Genomic DNA, 17645 nt, shown 5'->3' on the forward strand with positions numbered 1-17645 from the left:
GGCTCTTAGAGCACCTTCAGCATGCGCGTGTTGCCAAGCGTGTTGGGCTTGACGTGGGCGAGGTCGAGGAACTCCGCAACGCCCTCGTCCGGCGAGCGGCGCATCATCTCGTAGGTCTCCGCGTCCACGATCTGCTCGCCGACCGAGACGAAGCCGTGCCGCTCGAAGAACCCCGTCTCGAAGGTGAGGCAGAAGAGGCGCTCGAGGCCCAGCTGACGGGCGTCCGCCATCAGCCGATCGAGGATCACGTGCCCGACACCGGTGCCGCGAACCGAGTCCGCCGTCGCGATGGTGCGCACCTCGCCGAGGTCGCGCCAGAGCACATGCAACGCGCCGCAGCCGACCAGCTGCCCCCGCTCATCGACCGCCACCCGGAACTCCTGCACCGCCTCGTAGAGCGTCACGAGCTCCTTTCGCAGGAGCACGTTTCGGTCGACGAGCGGCTGGATGAGCTCGCTGATGCCCACGATGTCGTGCGTGGTGGCCCGTCTGATGGTGATCTCCTGCATCCGACCAGCGTACGCGCGGGCACGAGAGCAGGACGCTCAGGACGACAGCACGGGTAACATCACGGTCATGCGCCTTGGAGTTCTCGACGTCGGATCCAACACCGTCCACCTCATCGTGGTCGACGCCCACCCCGGCGCGAAACCCGTCCCCGAGACGTCCCAGAAGAGCGTGCTGCGCCTCATGCGCTACCTGCAGGCCGACCGCTCCATCTCCGACGAAGGTGTCGCGAAGATCATGGAAGCCATGCACCGCGCCGCCGATGCGGTGAAGAAGAGCAAGCTCGACCACTTCATGCCCCTCGCCACCAGCGCCATCCGCGAAGCCAAGAACGGGCCGGAGCTGCTGAAGCGCATCCACCGCGAGACCGGCATCGACCTGCAGGTCATGAGCGGCGAAGAGGAGGCGCGCACGACGTTCCTTGCGGTCCGCCGCTGGTTCGGCTGGGCCGCCGGGCGCATCATGCTCGTCGACATCGGCGGCGGCTCCCTCGAGCTGGCGGTCGGCGACGACGAGCTCTCCGAGCACGCCATCTCGGTGCCGCTCGGAGCGGGTCGCAGCACCGTCAACTTCCTGCACAACGACCCGCCGACCGACGATCAGGTCGAGGAGCTGCGCAAGTACGCACGAAAGCTCATCAAGGAAGCAGCGGAGACCTTCGAGGGCGGGGCGCGACCCGACCAGTTCGTGGGCTCGTCCAAGACCATCCGCTCCCTCGCCCGCCTCGCCGGCTCGTCCATCGACGGCATCGGCGCGGGGCAGCGCACGACCCTGCAGAAGTGGCAGCTCGACGACTGGGTGCCCCGCCTCGCGAAGCTGCACTCCGAGGCGCGCCCCGCGCTCCCTGGCATCACCACCGACCGGGCCCTGCAGATCGTCGCCGGCGGCGTCGTCCTCTCCGAGGTCATGCACGTCTTCGACATCAAGCAGCTCGACGTGTCCCCGTGGGCCATGCGCGAGGGGGTCCTCCTCGACTACCTGGACCGCCTCCCGCACTGAGCGCCCGGCGTCACCGCCGCTGTCGCGGGACGTGCTTCGGGATCTGCCACCCCATGAGGGCCGCCCCCACGAACCCAAGCACCCCGAGCATCCCGGACGTGAACGAGATCGACACGACCGCCGTTGCCACCGCCACGATGACGGGCACGGATGCTGCCGACGAGTCGGTGATGAGCCTCCAGGCCCCGAGAAACGGGGCCGGATCCTGGCGCGGCGCGAGGTCGGCGCCGAGCGTCATGAGGATGCCGGAGCCGATGCCGTTCGCGAAGCCCAGCCAGATCGCGAGCACCGTGAACCACTGCTGAGCGGCGTCCCCGACGAGGTCGTGGGTGAAGGCGAGTGTCAGGAATCCCGCGCCGAGGCCGAGCAGCGCCGGCACGGCGCCCCACACTCGACCGAAGCGGTCCATGACCCAGCCGGACACGAAGAAGAGAGCGAAGTCGACGCCGGCGCTCACGCCGATGACAAGCACCGCCGTGGCGGTGTCCATGCCGATCGACAGCGCCCACAGCGGCAGCATCACGTTGCGCGCCGCCCGCAGCGCTGCCATGATTCCCGCACCGGTCCCGAGCCGGACCAGCACGCCGGCGTTGGCGCGGATCGTCGCGAACACGCCGAGGCGTTCGGGCACGCCAGCCCCCGCACCCCCATCCCCCGCTGAGACCGGCGCCTTCGCGGAATGCGACGGGCGTGCGACCGTCTCGGGGTCCGGCGCGAACAGCAGGATGAGCGCGGCCACCGCGCCGCACACGACGAAGACCCAGAACCCGTACTGGGGAGCATCGAACAGGACGAGGATTCCCGCGATGATGAACGGCCCGACGAAGAAGCCGGCGCGGAACACCCCGCCGAGCGTCGAGAGCACTCGCGCCCGGTAGCGCAGCGGCACGTAGGTCGTGAGGAACGCGTGCCTCGCGAGGTTGAAGTTGGCGGCGGAGATGCCGATGATGACGACCCCGACGAGCAGCATCCACGGCGCGACGGCGAACGCGCAGAGCAGGATGCCGAGGAGGCTCACCCCGAGGGCCGCGAGCATGGCCCGCTTCTCCCCCAGGCGCTGCACGACGGCACCGGCGGGAAGATCGCCGATCATCTGGCCGATCATGAGCGACCCGGCGATGAACCCGGCCAGCTCGATGCCGGCTCCCAGCGAGACCGCCACGGTCGGGATGATCGGGATGATCGCTCCCTCGCCGATCGCGAACACGAACGACGGCAGGAGCGCCAGCAGAGTCACCTGCGCGAGCGTGGCTTCCTTCTTCGGCTTGCCGTGTGACGAGGGTGACGGGGATGCAGGCACGCGTTCCAGCGTAAGCCCGTCCGGTCGTGCGCCGGACAGGGGCCGCCGGCACTGCATGCTCGCTGCGCGCTCTTGCAGTGCCATTGACGACACTGTGTGACACACACTATGGTGTGAGTCATGGGCACAGAAGAGACGCACGACATCCACCTGCAGGAGCTCCGCAGGGGCACCGTCGTGCTCGCATGCCTTCGCCTCCTCTCCGAGCCGGGCTACGGCTACGGACTCCTCGAGGCACTGCAATCCCGAGGCTTCGACACCGACGCCAACACCCTCTACCCGCTCCTTCGCCGCCTGGAGAAGCAGGGTCACCTCACGAGCGAGTGGAACACCGACGAGGCGCGACCTCGCAAGTTCTACCGCGCCAGCCCATCCGGTGCCGCACTCGCCGCCGCGATGACCACCGACTTCCGCTCGCTCGCCCAGGCGATCGAGCACCTCCCAGAAGGGGCCTGACATGACGACCATCACCGACACCCTGACCGAGCGCTACGTGAGCGCCGCCATGCGCACGGTGCCCGACGACCAGCGCGCCGACCTCGAGGCCGAGCTGCGCGCCTCCATTCGAGACCTCGTCGATGCGCGAGTCGAATCCGGCGAGGCGGGCGATGCCGCCGAGGTGGCCGTGCTCACCGAGCTCGGCGACCCTGAGCTGCTCGCCGCCAGCTACACCGACCGTCGACTGTTCCTCGTGGGGCCTCGCTACTACCTCATGTGGTGGCGGCTCCTGAAGACCCTGCTGTGGATCGTGCCGGTGTGCGCCGCCTTCGGTGTCGCGATCGCGCAGACGCTCATCGGCAGCACCATCGGCGAGATCATCGGCGAGGTCGCGGCAGTCACCTTCAGCGTCATCATCCACGTCACGTTCTGGACGACCCTGGTGTTCGCGGTGCTCGAGCGCTCCGGTGGCCAGTCCAAGCCGGAGCAGTGGAGCGTCGCCGACCTGCCGGAGATCCGCCAGACCGGGGCCGGCAGATCCGAGCTCATCGCCTCGCTCGTGTTCCTCGCACTCGGGACCGGCGCCGTCGTCTGGGACCGCTTCATCGGCTTCGTGCCGACGCAGCCGGGCCTGTCGTTCTTCGGGCACGACCTCTGGCCGTGGTGGGCCCTCGCGCTTCTGGTGCTCTTCGTGCTCGAAGCGGCCTACAGCGTGGCGCTCTACCGGACGGGCCGCGTCACGCTGCCCCTCGCCTGGGCCAACGCGGTCCTCGCGGTCCTGTTCATGTCGCTGCTCCTGACCACCCTGGGTCGCGGCCTGCTGCTCAACCCGGACTTCTTCGCCACGGTCATCCCGAGCGCGGACAGCGCGGCGACGGTGACCACCATCGTGACCGTGATGATCGCCTTCGGAGTCCTCGCCACCAGCGTCTGGGACATCTGGGACGGTTTCCGCAAGGCAACCCGCTAGCGGGCGACGGGGCGCGCACGACGAAGCCCCCGCATCACGTAGATGCGGGGGCTTCGTCGTCTGCGCGTGCGGAGGTTACGCGGTCGGCGCGTCACCCTCACCGGCGTCGGCGATGATGCCCTCAGCCTGCGAGGTCACTCCGCCTGCCGCGACCGTCTCGGGGACGAGACGCTTCGAGACGTTGAACACGAACTCGTCCTCCGGGTAGTCGACCTCGACGTGGTCGCCGGCCTTGAGCTCGCCGCGGAGGATCTTCTCGGAGAGAAGGTCTTCCACCTCGTGCTGCACGGCGCGGCGCAGCGGGCGAGCGCCGAGCGTCGGGTCGAAGCCGACCTTGATGAGCTTTCGCTTCGCGAGCTCGGTGATCTCTACGGTCATGTCGCGGTCGAGCATGCGCTCGCTGAGGCGACCGATGAAGAGGTCCACGATCTGCAGCAGCTCGTTGGTGGAGAGCTGCGGGAACACGATCGTGTCGTCGACGCGGTTCAGGAACTCGGGCTTGAAGTGCTTCTTGAGCTCCTCGTTGACCTTCGACTTCATGTTGTCGTACGACACCGAGGCGTCGCCTTCGAGCTGGAAGCCGACGGGGCCGCCGGAGATGCCCTTCGTGCCGAGGTTGGTCGTCATGATGATGACCGTGTTCTTGAAGTCCACGACGCGACCCTGGCCGTCGGTGAGACGGCCTTCTTCAAGCACCTGGAGGAGCGAGTTGAAGATATCGGGGTGAGCCTTCTCGATCTCGTCGAACAGCACGACGGAGAACGGCTTGCGGCGCACCTTCTCGGTGAGCTGGCCGCCCTCTTCGAAGCCGACGAACCCTGGAGGGGCACCGAAGAGCCGCGAGACCGTGTGCTTCTCGCCGAACTCGGACATGTCGAGCGAGATGAGCGCCGACTCGTCATCGAAGAGGAACTCCGCGAGCGCCTTGGCGAGCTCCGTCTTTCCGACGCCCGTCGGGCCGGCGAAGATGAACGAGCCGGACGGACGGTTCGGGTCCTTGAGTCCGGCGCGGGTGCGGCGGATGGTCTTGGACAGGGCCGCGATGGCCTCGTTCTGGCCGATGACCCGCTGGTGCAGGGCATCCTCCATGAACACGAGACGCGCGGTCTCTTCCTCGGTGAGCTTGAAGACGGGGATGCCGGTGGCCTGCGAGAGGACCTCGGCGATCAGGCCCTCGTCGACGGTGCCGGTGGACTTGACGTCGCCCGACTTCCACTGCTTCTCCAGGCGGAGGCGCTCGCCGAGGAGGTTCTTCTCGTCGTCGCGCAGTGACGCGGCGCCTTCGAAGTCCTGCAGCTCGATAGCCTGCTCCTTGTCGGCGCGGACGATCGCGATCTTCTCGTCGAGTTCGCGCAGCTCGGGGGGCGAGGACAGCACCGAGAGGCGGAGGCGGGCGCCTGCCTCGTCGAGGAGGTCGATCGCCTTGTCCGGCAGGAACCGGTCGGAGACGTAGCGGTCGGCGAGGGTTGCCGCGGCGACGATGGCGTCGTCGGTGATGGACACCTTGTGGAACGCCTCGTACTTGTCGCGGAGCCCCTTGAGGATGTTGATCGTGTGCGCGATCGACGGCTCCTCGACCTGGATGGGCTGGAAGCGTCGCTCGAGCGCCGCATCCTTCTCGAAGTGCTTCTTGTACTCGTCGATCGTGGTGGCGCCGATGGTCTGCAGCTCACCTCGCGCGAGGAGCGGCTTCAGGATGCTCGCGGCGTCGATCGCGCCCTCGGCGGCACCCGCACCAACGAGGGTGTGGATCTCGTCGATGAAGACGATGATGTCGCCGCGTGTGCGGATCTCCTTGGTGACCTTCTTGAGGCGCTCTTCGAAGTCACCGCGGTAGCGGGACCCGGCGATGAGCGAGCCGAGGTCGAGCGAGTAGAGCTGCTTGTCCTTGAGCGTCTCGGGAACCTGCCCCGTGACGATCGCCTGGGCGAGGCCCTCGACGACGGCGGTCTTGCCGACGCCCGGCTCGCCGATGAGGACGGGGTTGTTCTTCGAGCGGCGCGACAGGATCTGCATGACGCGCTCGATCTGCTTCTCGCGCCCGATAACGGGGTCGAGCTTGCCTTCGCGAGCGGCCTGCGTGAGGTTGCGGCCGAACTGGTCGAGCACGGCGGAGCCCTGGGCTGCCTGCTGCGGCTGGTCCGCTCCCGCGACGACCTGCTCCTTGCCCTGGAATCCGCTCAGCAGCTGGATGACCTGCTGGCGCACCCGGTTGAGGTCGGCGCCGAGCTTCACGAGCACCTGAGCTGCGACACCCTCGCCCTCGCGGATGAGGCCGAGGAGGATGTGCTCCGTGCCGATGTAGTTGTGGCCGAGCTGCAGCGCTTCGCGGAGCGACAGCTCAAGCACCTTCTTGGCTCGCGGCGTGAACGGGATGTGCCCCGTCGGACGCTGCTGGCCCTGGCCGATGATCTCCTGGACCTGCTCACGTACGGCAGGCAGCGAGATGTCGAGGGATTCGAGCGCCTTGGCGGCGACCCCTTCACCCTCGTGGATGAGGCCGAGGAGGATGTGCTCGGTCCCGATGTAGTTGTGGTTGAGCATCTTCGCCTCTTCTTGGGCGAGGACGATCACGCGACGGGCGCGGTCGGTAAATCTCTCGAACATCCGTTTCTCCTTCGACTCCCTGACCTCGACACCTGGCTACAGGGTCGGGGGCCGTGTACAGAGAGAGTAACGGCGTCAACCTCCGTTTCCCTCCCCTGTTCGCCCTGGGCGTGCGGATGCGTCGCCCAGGTACGCGAATGCGCCGCCGCTGGTCTCTTCGACCGCGCGACGGCGCATCCCTTGTTCAGCTTCAGAGCGCTAGAGGCACTTCTCGAAGGCGAGGTCGCTCAGCCCGATGAGCTGGTTGTGGTTGGCGTCCAGCTTCTTGAGGTCCTGGTAGTAGCGGAAGGTGACCTCGCTGATGGGACCCGTGTAGAAGAGCTGCACGTTGCCGTTCAGGGACGTGCTGGGGATCTCCCCTTCGGTGGCCTTGCGCCACGGGCTTGCGAGCGTGCCGCTGCCTTCGAGCGCGGATGCCCGCGTGGACGAGGTCGGCGTGGTCGTGGCGATGACGGCGTCGCGGTGGTTGCCCGGCGCCCAGTCGAGGTCGAAGATCGTGAACGAGAGCTTCGTGACCGGTTCGCTGAAGACGATCTTGACGTCGACGCCGCTGCCGGAGCGGGCGGTCCCGTTCTCGATCTTGATCCACTTGAGCGACTGCGGGTTGCCACCCTGTGGTCCGTCCTGGACGGTCCCGTTGGTCGATGAACCCGTGAAGCCTCCGTAGCCGACGTAGCTCAGGGTCGCGGTGACGCCGGTGCCGGGGAAGGGGATGCTCGTGGGCTTGGTGCCCGTCCTGAGCGCGTTGTAGTTGGTCTTGATGACGCATCGGGAGGCCGCCTGAGCTGGCGCGGCGGTTGCGAGGGCGATGACGGGGGTTGTCCACGCGGCGGCGCGCAGCACGGAGCGGCGAGTGGTGCCGCCGTTCTCGTCGGTGGTGACTGGGGTGGATGAGGAGCTGGGGGTTTCTGACAAGGGGGAACCTCTTCGGAGCAGATCGGGGGAAGTTGCTTCCGCGCCGGTGGGCGCGTGGTTCGCCGGTGCATCCAGTTCGGAGGTACCGAGCGGCTCAATAGCACCCCGGTTTCGAATCCGTTCTCGTGAAGTCACCCCAGACTTCACCCTAAGTTGTATCTACAATTAAATGGCCCACCAATTTCCCCGGGCACCAACGACGAAACCACCCCGGGCTTCACCCCGGAGTGGCTTGCGGAACAGAAGAGCGACGAACTACTCGCCGTTGCGATCCCGGAGCAGGCCCAGAGATTCGGCGCGACGCAGGGCCTCTGGCCGCGTGTGGACACCGAGCTTCTTGTAGGCAGAGCGCAACTGGGTCTTCACGGTGTTGGGCGAGACGAACAGCTCCTCGGCGATCCGCGTCGGCGAGGTGTGCCTTGCGAGCGCGTGAACCACGACTCGTTCGCGCTCCGTGAACTGCGGCATGGCGCTCACTTCCTGGAAGTTCGTCACCACGTCGAGCGAGTCGAACATCGCGATGTCATCCGCGCCGCCGGATTCTCGGCTGAGCTCAGCCAGCGCGTTGCGGTCGCGATCGGGCAGCATGAGCAGGGGCGAGACGAGCCCATATTGGAGCGAGAGCCCGGCAGCGAGGCCGACCATGCTCCGGGCGACGTCACGGTCGCCATCGCGCAGCGCACCGGCCGCGCCGATGAGGTGCATCGCCATGCGCATCCTCGGCGTCGTCACGAAGTCCAGCGACCGCGAGACCCACTGCATCGACTGATCCGTGTCGCCGTCGACAAGAGCGAGCAGCGACCTTGCCGGCAGCGTCCGGAAGTCGTCGACGGCGTACCCCTCCAGCAGCTTGCGTGCGCGTGCCGGGCGACCGGCGGCGAGCCAGAGGACGACGAGGAGGGACTTCACGCGGAACAGGCCGAGACTCTCGCCGACCCCAGAGGCGGCAAGCGGGCCCTCGAGCATCTCCTCGACCCGCCTGGCCTCCGCGAGCGCCTCGCCCTGCGCCAGCCGAGCAAGCATGACGGGCTCCTGCAGGTAGGGCCAGAGGTCGGACGTGACGGTGAAGCGCTCGATATCCTCGAGAGCCGCCTGCGCCTGCATCCACTCACCGCGCTCGAGATACCCGTAGGACTTCGCGATATGCCCGAAGGTGCCGAGGTGTCCGCGCGAGCTTGTCGTCATCCACGCACCATCTTCGACCTGCGCGAGCATCGCCTCCGAGGCGGGCATGTCACCATCGATGGCCTTGTAGCCCGCCGCGTCCCAGAACGACAGGTTGCGGGAGCTGTTCGACTGCGGCACCACGAAGGTCCCCTCGAGTGCGGCGTGCGCCCCCGTCATGTCGCCGACGAGGAACAGCGAGAGCGCCGCCCCGCGAGTGAAGACCGGAGACAGCGTGGGCGACGCCCCCACCCGGGACTGGGCAGCGGCGAGGCCGAGCGCTTCCCGCGCGAGCTCAGCCGACTCGAGGTACCTCCCGAGGGTGCGCAGCGCGAAGACCTTGAAGCAGAGGTACTCGCAGCGACGTGCGACCGAGAGGTCGCTCGGGATGCGCATCCCGGCCGCGATCTGCAGGAGCGGTTTCGCACCGCTCCGCAGCACTGGGTTGGCGAGACGGGCGAGGCCGAGCACGAACGCGAGCACGGGGTACGCGACGAGCACGTCCTGCGGGAGGTGCTGCAGTCGCGATACATAGCGATCCGTCGTGTAGGCCTCGACGACCGTGAGCAGCAGGCGTGCGCAGATGCGTGACGCGAGGTCGAAGTCGTCGACCTCGAGCGCCAGCTCGAGAGCCCCTTCCGGGTCGCCGTTTGCGCTCAGCCACGCCGCGGCGAGAGACGCTGCGCGTCGATACTCGGCCGGGGAATCGGCCCGCAGCTCCTCGTGCAGCGCCTCGCGGAGCGCCGTGACGTACTGGAAGGCCCTGCTGCTGCGGGTGAACGAGATGTGCCTGCCGAAGCCGTCCGCTTCCAGCATCTCGATCGCCGCGTCCGGATCCAGGTCGGGCACGAGCATCCGCGCGAGCGATGCGTCGAAGTACGGCACGACGCTGGTGATTCTCGCGAACCTGGCGAGCTCGGCGTTGGGCAGCTGACCGGAGAGGTTCGTCGAGTTGAGCGCATTTTCGCGCCAGTGGAATGCGCGCGGGCCTGACCGGGAGAGCTCGAGGATGGCCGCGCGGACGGCGATGGCGTAGCCACCGGTCGCCTCGTACACCTCCGCTGGCGTCGCGATATGGGTCTCCCCCACGACGAGCTCGAAGAAGGCCGCGACCTCGGCCTCCGTGAACTCCAGGTCGATGTTGGTCACGACACGAACTCGGCCCTGCAGCTGGAGCCTCGACTGGTCGAGCGTGGTGCGGCCCCTCGCGGCGATGATGACCCGCATGTTCGGGACGCTCTCGGCGCCCCTGAGGAGGTCCTGGTCGACAATCGGCACGAGGTCGCCGAGCCGCTCGTAGCCGTCGAGGATGATCGTGAAGGGAACCTCGCTGCGCATGGCCACGACGAGGTCGCGCTTCTCGAAGTCATCGCTGTTGATGAGCGTCACGAGGTCGTCGTATTCGAGGCTGGTGAGGAGACCCTCGCGGAGGGCCGCGCGCGCGATCTGCTCCCAGACGCTGTTGCGGGTGGTCGTGGCGGTGCTGAAGGTCACCCAGAGCAGGCGGCCCGTGTGGCGACCGGATTCGGCCCACATCCGCAGGAGCGTCGTCTTGCCGTATCCGCTCGGCGCGTGGAGCAGGGTGATGCGCGTCGAATCATCGTCGAGCGCCCGGAGGAGGCGCTGCCTCACCAGTAGTTCTCGCGTGGTTGCGTGCACTGAATTCACCCCAGCTCAAGTCCATGAATACTCACCTACCAAATGGATGGTCATGACTCTAACTCGCTGATCCAGCTTTGACGAGATCCGGGTGACCGGGGATTCACCGGGGATCATGCCATACCACACCAGAGGTTTACCACTTTCTGGCGGGCGCGGGACGGGCGAATCGACACTCATCGAACGCTCTTCCCGAGGGAGAATCGACCTGCAATCTAGCGCTGATCAGCGCAAACTTGCTCGGCCATGGTGAGCGCGCCGGCGCCATCAAGGCTCGAGCCCCAGGTGAGCTGGAGCTCGCGCGTCAGATCCGGCCACTGTGACCCCGACCAGAATTCACAGTCACGCACACCGAACTTCAACTCGAAGACGCCGAGGCCCGTGAGGTTGTTCCCCACGAAGTTGACGCTGAAGTCCCTGTTCGTGCGCTGCAGCTCCGGGACGAGGTCACGCAGCTCCTGCCACTCCACGGTCTCCCGGAACGCCTTGGCCGCCTCGCCCGCCTTGATTCCCTGCATCGTGTCGTCGAAGGCGGTGACGTTGACCTGGGTCCCGCCGAGGGCCGAATCGTCCACGCGCACGTGGACGCTCGCGAGCTGCTCCGACTCGTCGAACACCGCGCTCGTCTCCCGGACGAACTCGACCTGCTCGGCGGTGGGGAGCTCGCTCTGCACGAACTGGCCGGTCGTGAACGGAGCAAGACCCATGAGGTCCCACTCCCCCGTGGCAGCGCCTGGGTCGTGGATCGCGCGGGCGGTCTCGAGGAGCTGCGTCGTGCGCTCGCTATCGCCGCGCTCCTCGCTCGAGAGCTCGACCACAACCAGTCGCCCACGAGCCGCCGCAGACAGGGAGGGTGCGCTGGACTCCGTCGGCGAGACAGTCGCGGGCGCCGGGTCGCCGGGGGCCTGCGTCTCGGACGGCTGCGCTTCGGCCTCCCGCGAGGTGAGGCCGTCCGCTGCCGCACCGGATGCCTGATCGGTCACCTCGAACATGCCAGCGGACACCGGCGCCGAGTACGTCCGTGTGGAGATCGACTCGAACCCCACTGCCGCCAGCTCTCGCCAGTAGCCGAGCTGGGCGTGGAGCGACTCCGGAGTCGTAAGATCAAAGTACGAGTATGCGGACCCCGCAAGCCTGAGCTCGACCGTCCCGGCCCACTGGCCCTTGTCGAGCTGGACGGTCGGGAAGGTGGAGGCGTAGTCGCCGATGTCCGCGAGCTCCTCCTCGGTCACCTCCTCGGCCAGCGTGACGACGAGGTCGACCTTGACGGCCCCATCCACCGGCGGGCGGTCGAGGCTCGACGCCTCGACGCCGGGAAGTGATCGGAGGGTCTGATTGAACGACTCGAGCGCGGTCTGCACGGACGGGAACGGCCCGGAAGCGCATCCGGCGAGCATCGTCATCATGACGGCCGCAATGAAGACGGGCAGGGTGGAACGCGGCATCGTCAGCACCCTCCTCCGCGTCCTCGATCCAGCACGACGACGATCAGGTTACGCGTCGCTCCCCGGAGGTATCTGAGGACTCCCCCAGAGCGAGCCCCGCCGTGCCCCACCGAGGTTCAACTCGCCGCCGGAGAACCGGCTGCTTCGCCGTCTGCCCTGACCTCACCAGCCCTGCCGACGTGCACCAGGGAACGCCAGACGAGCGCGAGGATGAGGATGCTCGCACCGAACGCGACCCAGATCGTGGTGACGATGCCGAAGCCCTGGCCGATGAGACCCCCTGCGAAGGTGCCGACGGCCATGCCGCCGATCATCCCGAGGAAGTAGACGCTCGAGACCCGTCCGCGCATGCGGCTCGGGACGGCTCGCCCGCGGATGGTGCTCGCGAGCGTCGCCCAGATGACCGTGTACATGCCGAAGACGAACATCGTGAGGCCAGCGACGATGACGTTCGCCGTCGCCGCGAGAACCAGGTGCAGCACCGTCTCGAGCGCGAGACAGGTGCGCATGAGGCTCGTGTAGGAGAAGCGGCGCTCCAGGCGTCCGTAGAGTGCTGTGCCGACGAGCCCACCGAGTGCCGAGACCGCGAGCAGCAGCCCGTAGCCGGCATCGTCCAGTCCGAGACGCTGCTTCGCATAGAGCACGAGCACCCCGTAGGTCATGCCGTACGTGATGTTGAACGCGAACAGGATGATCGCGAGAGTCCGGACCGGCGGGTTCTGCCAGAGCCAGGCGAATCCCCTGGCGATGTCCCGACGCACGCGGGCCACGGAGCGCACCGTCTCGATCGGCCCGGTCGTCGCCGTCGAGACGGGTGGTGAGGTGATCCGGGACACGAGCACCACAGCGAAGAGCAGGGAGACGACGGTCACGCCGTACGGGATCGCATGCCCGACCGCGAAGATGGCACCGCCGATCGCGGGACCGGCGAGCTGGTTCATGACGGTCTGGCTGGCGATGAGTCGCGAGTTCCCGATGCCGAGCTCTTTCGACGGGACGAGGTCGGGCACGATCGAGGTCCAGGCGTTGTCGGTGAAGACCTCCGCCGACCCCACGAGGAACAGCGCGATGTAGAGGATCGGCAGATTGATGGTGTCGGTGAGCACGAGCGCGCCGATGACCGCCAGCATCAGGACGCGACTGAGCGCCCCCGTCACGATGATCGCGACGCGGGGCAGGCGGTCGGCGACCACGCCCGCGAAGAGGCCGAACACGAGCCACGGAAGCTGCTGCACGACCAGGGCCAGCGACACGAGCAGCGGGTCCCTGGTGAGGCTCGCGACGAGCAGGGGGCCCGCCGCGATCAGGATGCCGTCGGCGAGGTTCGAGAACAGTGACGAGGAGAGGAGGAATCGGAAGGGCGTGCCGAGCGGCTTCGGGGACGCCCAGTTGAGCAGGAGTGACATGGGTCGGTTCCAGACGACGAGAACTGACCCCCTCTTCGGTGAGGGGGTCGAGACAGAGCAGGGAAGGTGAGGTGGCGCGCTAGCTGTTCGCGTCGAGCTGCGGGAGTCCGAGGCGAGCGCGTTCTTCGCGCTCGATCTTGTCGGCCATGGCGCGCTCGCGACGATCGCCGGAGAGGATCGAGGTGAGGATCCAGAAGAACGCAGCCCCGATGATCACGGTCGGGATGAGCGACCAGAGCGCGTTGAGGAAGAAGTCCATGATGGAGGGAGTCTACGCGAAGCCGTTCGCGCACCGGCGAGTCTGTGCACATCCGACTCGGTGTCGGCGCATCCGCCTAGGCTGTGCACATGGTCGATCGCTCGAACGTCGAATGCTGGCTCACTGACATGGACGGCGTGCTCGTGCACGAGCAGGCCGCACTCCCCGGTGCTGTCGAGCTGCTCGCGCAGTGGCAGCGGGACGATACCCCGTACCTCGTGCTCACGAACAACTCCATCTTCACGGCGCGCGATCTCGCGGCCCGCCTGCGCTCGAGCGGCATCAACGTCCCGGAAGATCGGCTCTGGACCTCGGCGCTCGCGACGGCGGACTTTCTGCGCCAGCAGCTGCCAGGCGGGTCGGCGTTCGTCATCGGCGAGGCGGGACTGCTCACGGCGCTGCACGACGCGGGCTACATCATGACGGAGACCGACCCCGACTTCGTCGTCGTCGGCGAGACCCGCAACTACTCGTTCGACGCCATCACGAAGGCCATCCGCCTCATCGGCAACGGTGCGCGCTTCATCGTCACGAACCCCGACGCGACCGGCCCGAGCGCCGATGGCCCCATGCCCGCGACGGGTGCCATCGCGGCCCTCATCACGAAGGCGACCGGCCGCGAACCCTACGTGGTCGGCAAGCCGAACCCCATGATGTTCCGGTCTGCGCTCAACAAGATCGGCGCGCACTCCCACAACACGGCCATGATCGGCGACCGGATGGACACCGACATCGTGGCGGGCATGGAAGCGGGACTGCACACCGTGCTGGTGCTCACGGGCATCAGCGATCAGCGCGAGATCGAGCGCTACCCGTTCCGCCCCGACGAGATCATCTCTGGCGTGCACGAACTCGTCCGGCCTGCTGGCGAGAGCTGAGTCGGGCCCGCACGCACGACCCTGATTGCTAGGCGAACTAGCGATCTGCCGCAGCTCGCGTACCATTGGCGCAGTGACTTCCAGCTCCTCCAGCTCAGCAGCCGCTCCCGATACGCCCAAGAAGAAGGGCCCACCGACGATCAAACGGTGGGTCTTCTGGCCCGCCGCGATCATCGTCATCGGCTTCGCGGGCTTCTCGATCCTCGCCCCGACCGCGGCTGACGCCGCGTTCAACGCCGTCCAGTCGTCGATCGTGCGCAACTTCAACTGGTACTACGTGCTCATCGCGGCGTTCTTCGTGATCTTCAGCCTCGTGATGGGCTTCGGCAAGTACGGCGACATCAAGCTCGGCAAGGACGACGACAAGCCCGAGTTCTCGAACCTCAGCTGGCTGTCGCTCCTCTTCGCCGCCGGCATGGGAATCGGGCTCGTCTTCTACGGGGTGAGCGAGCCGCTCAGCCACTTCATCGAACCGAAGCCCGGCGTCTCCGGTACCGAGAGCCAGATCGCCCAGCAGGCCCTCTCGCAGACCTACCTGCACTGGGGCGTGCACGCGTGGTCCATCTACATCGTGCTCGGCCTCGCGCTCGCCTACGCAATCCACCGCCGCGGACGACCGGTCAGCGTGCGCTGGGCGCTGGAGCCGCTCCTCGGCCGTCGGGTTCGCGGAGGGTGGGGCAACCTCATCGACGTCGTCGCGCTGGTCGGCACCATCTTCGGAGTCGCGACCTCGCTCGGCCTCGGCGTGCTGCAGATCGGCTCGGGACTGGAGGCCGCAGGCATCCTCGAGTCCTCCACGACCGCGTCCATCGCCATCATCGCCGTCATCACGGCGTTCGTGCTCTTCTCGGTGCTCTCCGGCGTCGGCAAGGGCATGAAGTGGCTCTCGAACACCAACCTCATGCTCGCCGGCGCACTGCTCGTCTTCATCCTCATCGTCGGACCGACGCAGTTCCTGCTGCGCGACTTCGTGCAGTCGCTCGGCAACTACCTGCAGAACTTCGTCAGCCTCACCTTCTCGACGAGCGCATTCTCCGGCGAGGCGGGCGTCGACTGGCAGTCGGCGTGGACCACGTTCTACTGGGGCTGGTGGATGTCGTGGGCGCCGTTCGTGGGTGTCTTCATCGCCCGCATCTCCCGCGGTCGCACCGTGCGTGAATTCGTGACGGGCGTCATGCTCGTGCCGACCCTCGTGACCTTCCTCTGGTTCTCCGTCCTCGGCGGCACGGCCCTCTACATGCAGCTGAACGGCATCACCGACTTCGTCCAGGGCGACGGCTCGGTCGACGTCGAAGGGGCCCTCTTCCAGATGCTGGCCCAGCTCCCCGGCGGTGCTGTGCTGACCATCGGCGCGATCATCCTCATCGCGATCTTCTTCATCACCTCCGCGGACTCCGGCGCGCTGGTCATGGGCATGCTCGCGACCGGCGGCCAGGCCGAGCCGAAGCACTGGGTGCGCGCGTTCTTCGCGATCATCACCTCGCTGCTCGCGGTCGCACTCCTGCTCGCCGGTGGTTTGAACGCCCTGCAGACGGCCGCGATCAGCATCGCGCTGCCCTTCTCGATCGTCCTGCTCCTGTCCTGCTGGGCGACGGCCCTCGCGTTCGCGCGAGAGAAACGTGCCTACGACCGGGCCAGCCGCGCCGCCCTGGTCGGCCACATCGGCGACTTCTACGGCCTCGAAGTGGACGAGCCCGTCGAGCGTGCACCCGGCAAGATGTTCCCGTGGCTGCGGAAGGCGAACGTCATGAACGTGCCCGTTGCCGGCCCGCAGACGAGCCAGGTCGCGGTCGTGGCGCAGGCTGACGAGCCCAAGAACGGCTGACCGCCGAGCGGCTCGGTCCGAGACAGGCAGGGGCCGGATGCACACGCATCCGGCCCCTGCCTGTCTCACTGCCAGCACCTCACGCCCCGTCCTCCCTCTCCCCGGATGTCAACCCTCAGCGAGCATTGACCGCGAAGCCCCACCCTGGAGTGGATGCAGAAACTCGCCGGCGCCCTCCTCCCCGCGCTCACGCCTTCCCGACTCCTCCACGTGGCCAAGACAGCCGCCGCCGCAACGCTCGCCTGGTACGCCGGACACCTCGTCCCGGGAGAGGCGAACGCCTACGCCTACTACGCTCCCCTCGGCGCACTGGTCGCAAGCGTCCCGACCGTGGCCGGATCCGTGCGATCGAGCGTCCAGGTCGTGGTCGGTGTACTCCTGGGCGTGCTCGCCTCCGGAGCGCTCGTGACCCTCGGCACCCCCGTGGCGCTGGCAGTCCCCGTCGCGGTCGGCGTCGGCACCCTGCTTGCAGGGATTCCGGTCTTCGGAGCGGGCCGCGACTACATTCCCATCGCAGCCCTCTTCGTCTTCGTCGTCGGCGGCGCGAATCCCGACGGATTCTCCATCGGCTACGTCGTGCAGATGGCTGTCGGCGCGGCCATCGGCGTCGGGCTGAACCTCATCGTGCCTCCCGCCACCGGCCGGAAGCAGGCCATGGAGGCGATGAGCGCCCTCAAGACCACGATCGCCGACACCATCCAGCGAGCGACGGAGCTACCAGCCGGCGATGCCCCGGAGGACGACCTCAAGGACTGGCGAAGCTCGCTGCTGCGCCTCGACGGCGAACTCGCCGACGCGAAGACGCTCGTCGCCGAGGTGCAGGAGAACCTCCGTGGCAACGCCAGAGGTCTTCGCGCGAAGTTCGACAGCTCCTCCGTCCAGGCGGAGCTGGACAGCCTCAGCCGCATCACTCGACACATCGCCGAGCTCCAGGATCCGTTCCTCGAAGTGTCCTGGAGCGAGGCGAAGCCCGAGTCCGGGCGTGCGCTGCAGGCCTCGGGAGAGCAGCTCGGGCAGCTGCTGCGCGCCTGGGACCAGAGCGAAGCAGATCTGCGCGCACGCCTCACCGCCGCTTCCTCGGCCCTCGACGACCTGCAGCGGCTGGAGTTCGAGGATCACACGGGGTGGGATCCGCCAGCGCAACGCCGTTCCGTCACGATCTACGCGCTCAGGAAGATCGTCGCCGAGATCGAGTACCGCGTGGAGAGCCAGAAGAGCACGGCCTCCACGGCGTAGGCGCGACCCCCAGTTCCCCGCCCGCGCGCCCCTCGCC

Annotated in this window: 14 protein-coding genes; 6 read left to right on the top strand and 8 right to left on the bottom strand. The window is 67.5% G+C overall.

Translation table 11 applies throughout. The features are described from left to right. Positions 1-5: 5 nt before the first annotated feature. On the bottom strand, positions 6-509 hold the full coding sequence (locus C5E07_RS12140) for an amino-acid N-acetyltransferase (RefSeq protein WP_104242911.1): 504 nt from the start codon (positions 507-509) through the stop codon (positions 6-8). A gap of 67 nt (positions 510-576) precedes the next feature. Between C5E07_RS12140 and C5E07_RS12145 the strand changes: the two genes are divergently transcribed. Then, positions 577-1506: a Ppx/GppA phosphatase family protein gene (locus tag C5E07_RS12145; RefSeq protein WP_104242939.1), complete on the top strand. Its 930-nt coding sequence runs from the start codon at positions 577-579 to the stop codon at positions 1504-1506. 10 nt (positions 1507-1516) lie between these two features. Here the strand turns inward: C5E07_RS12145 and C5E07_RS12150 are convergent, their stop codons facing one another. Next, positions 1517-2806, bottom strand: a complete 1290-nt coding sequence (locus tag C5E07_RS12150) for an MFS transporter (RefSeq protein WP_258063924.1) — start codon at positions 2804-2806, stop codon at positions 1517-1519. A gap of 120 nt (positions 2807-2926) precedes the next feature. Between C5E07_RS12150 and C5E07_RS12155 the strand changes: the two genes are divergently transcribed. Further along, positions 2927-3262 carry a PadR family transcriptional regulator gene (locus C5E07_RS12155; RefSeq protein WP_104299630.1) on the top strand — a complete coding sequence of 112 codons (336 nt, stop codon included), beginning with the start codon at positions 2927-2929 and terminating at the stop codon, positions 3260-3262. 1 nt (position 3263) lies between these two features. Next, positions 3264-4214, top strand: a complete 951-nt coding sequence (locus C5E07_RS12160; protein ID WP_104299631.1) for a permease prefix domain 1-containing protein — start codon at positions 3264-3266, stop codon at positions 4212-4214. A gap of 75 nt (positions 4215-4289) precedes the next feature. Here C5E07_RS12160 and C5E07_RS12165 read toward each other — a convergent pair whose 3' ends face one another. The 6 genes from C5E07_RS12165 to C5E07_RS12190 all read right to left on the bottom strand — a co-directional run bounded on the left by C5E07_RS12165 (position 4290) and on the right by C5E07_RS12190 (position 13669). Further along, positions 4290-6821 (bottom strand): ATP-dependent Clp protease ATP-binding subunit, encoded by a 2532-nt coding sequence (locus C5E07_RS12165; protein WP_104242919.1) that lies wholly within the window; start codon positions 6819-6821, stop codon positions 4290-4292. Between the two features lie 198 nt (positions 6822-7019). Continuing rightward, positions 7020-7736: a hypothetical protein gene (locus tag C5E07_RS12170; RefSeq protein ID WP_146080586.1), complete on the bottom strand. Its 717-nt coding sequence runs from the start codon at positions 7734-7736 to the stop codon at positions 7020-7022. A 255-nt stretch (positions 7737-7991) separates the two neighbouring features. Further along, positions 7992-10532: a LuxR C-terminal-related transcriptional regulator gene (locus C5E07_RS12175; RefSeq protein WP_104299633.1), complete on the bottom strand. Its 2541-nt coding sequence runs from the start codon at positions 10530-10532 to the stop codon at positions 7992-7994. Positions 10533-10774: 242 nt separating this feature from the next. After that, the gene (locus C5E07_RS12180) at positions 10775-12004 is read right to left on the bottom strand and encodes a hypothetical protein (RefSeq protein ID WP_146080587.1); all 1230 of its coding nucleotides are present in this window, start codon (positions 12002-12004) and stop codon (positions 10775-10777) included. Between the two features lie 116 nt (positions 12005-12120). After that, positions 12121-13410, bottom strand: coding sequence for an MFS transporter (locus tag C5E07_RS12185; RefSeq protein ID WP_104299635.1), 1290 nt, complete (start codon positions 13408-13410; stop codon positions 12121-12123). 79 nt (positions 13411-13489) lie between these two features. Further along, on the bottom strand, positions 13490-13669 hold the full coding sequence (locus C5E07_RS12190) for a hypothetical protein (RefSeq protein ID WP_068477200.1): 180 nt from the start codon (positions 13667-13669) through the stop codon (positions 13490-13492). An 89-nt stretch (positions 13670-13758) separates the two neighbouring features. Here C5E07_RS12190 and C5E07_RS12195 point away from each other — a divergent pair, with 89 nt between their 5' ends. The 3 genes from C5E07_RS12195 to C5E07_RS12205 all read left to right on the top strand — a co-directional run bounded on the left by C5E07_RS12195 (position 13759) and on the right by C5E07_RS12205 (position 17608). Next, positions 13759-14547 (top strand): HAD-IIA family hydrolase, encoded by a 789-nt coding sequence (locus C5E07_RS12195; RefSeq protein ID WP_104242929.1) that lies wholly within the window; start codon positions 13759-13761, stop codon positions 14545-14547. Positions 14548-14620: 73 nt separating this feature from the next. Then, the gene (locus C5E07_RS12200; protein ID WP_104299636.1) at positions 14621-16372 is read left to right on the top strand and encodes a BCCT family transporter; all 1752 of its coding nucleotides are present in this window, start codon (positions 14621-14623) and stop codon (positions 16370-16372) included. Positions 16373-16525: 153 nt separating this feature from the next. After that, complete coding sequence (locus C5E07_RS12205; protein WP_104299637.1) at positions 16526-17608, top strand: hypothetical protein; 1083 nt, start codon at positions 16526-16528, stop codon at positions 17606-17608. Positions 17609-17645 lie beyond the last annotated feature (37 nt).

Origin of the sequence: Pseudoclavibacter sp. RFBJ3, assembly GCF_002931375.1 — a bacterium.
Classification (GTDB): domain Bacteria; phylum Actinomycetota; class Actinomycetes; order Actinomycetales; family Microbacteriaceae; genus Pseudoclavibacter.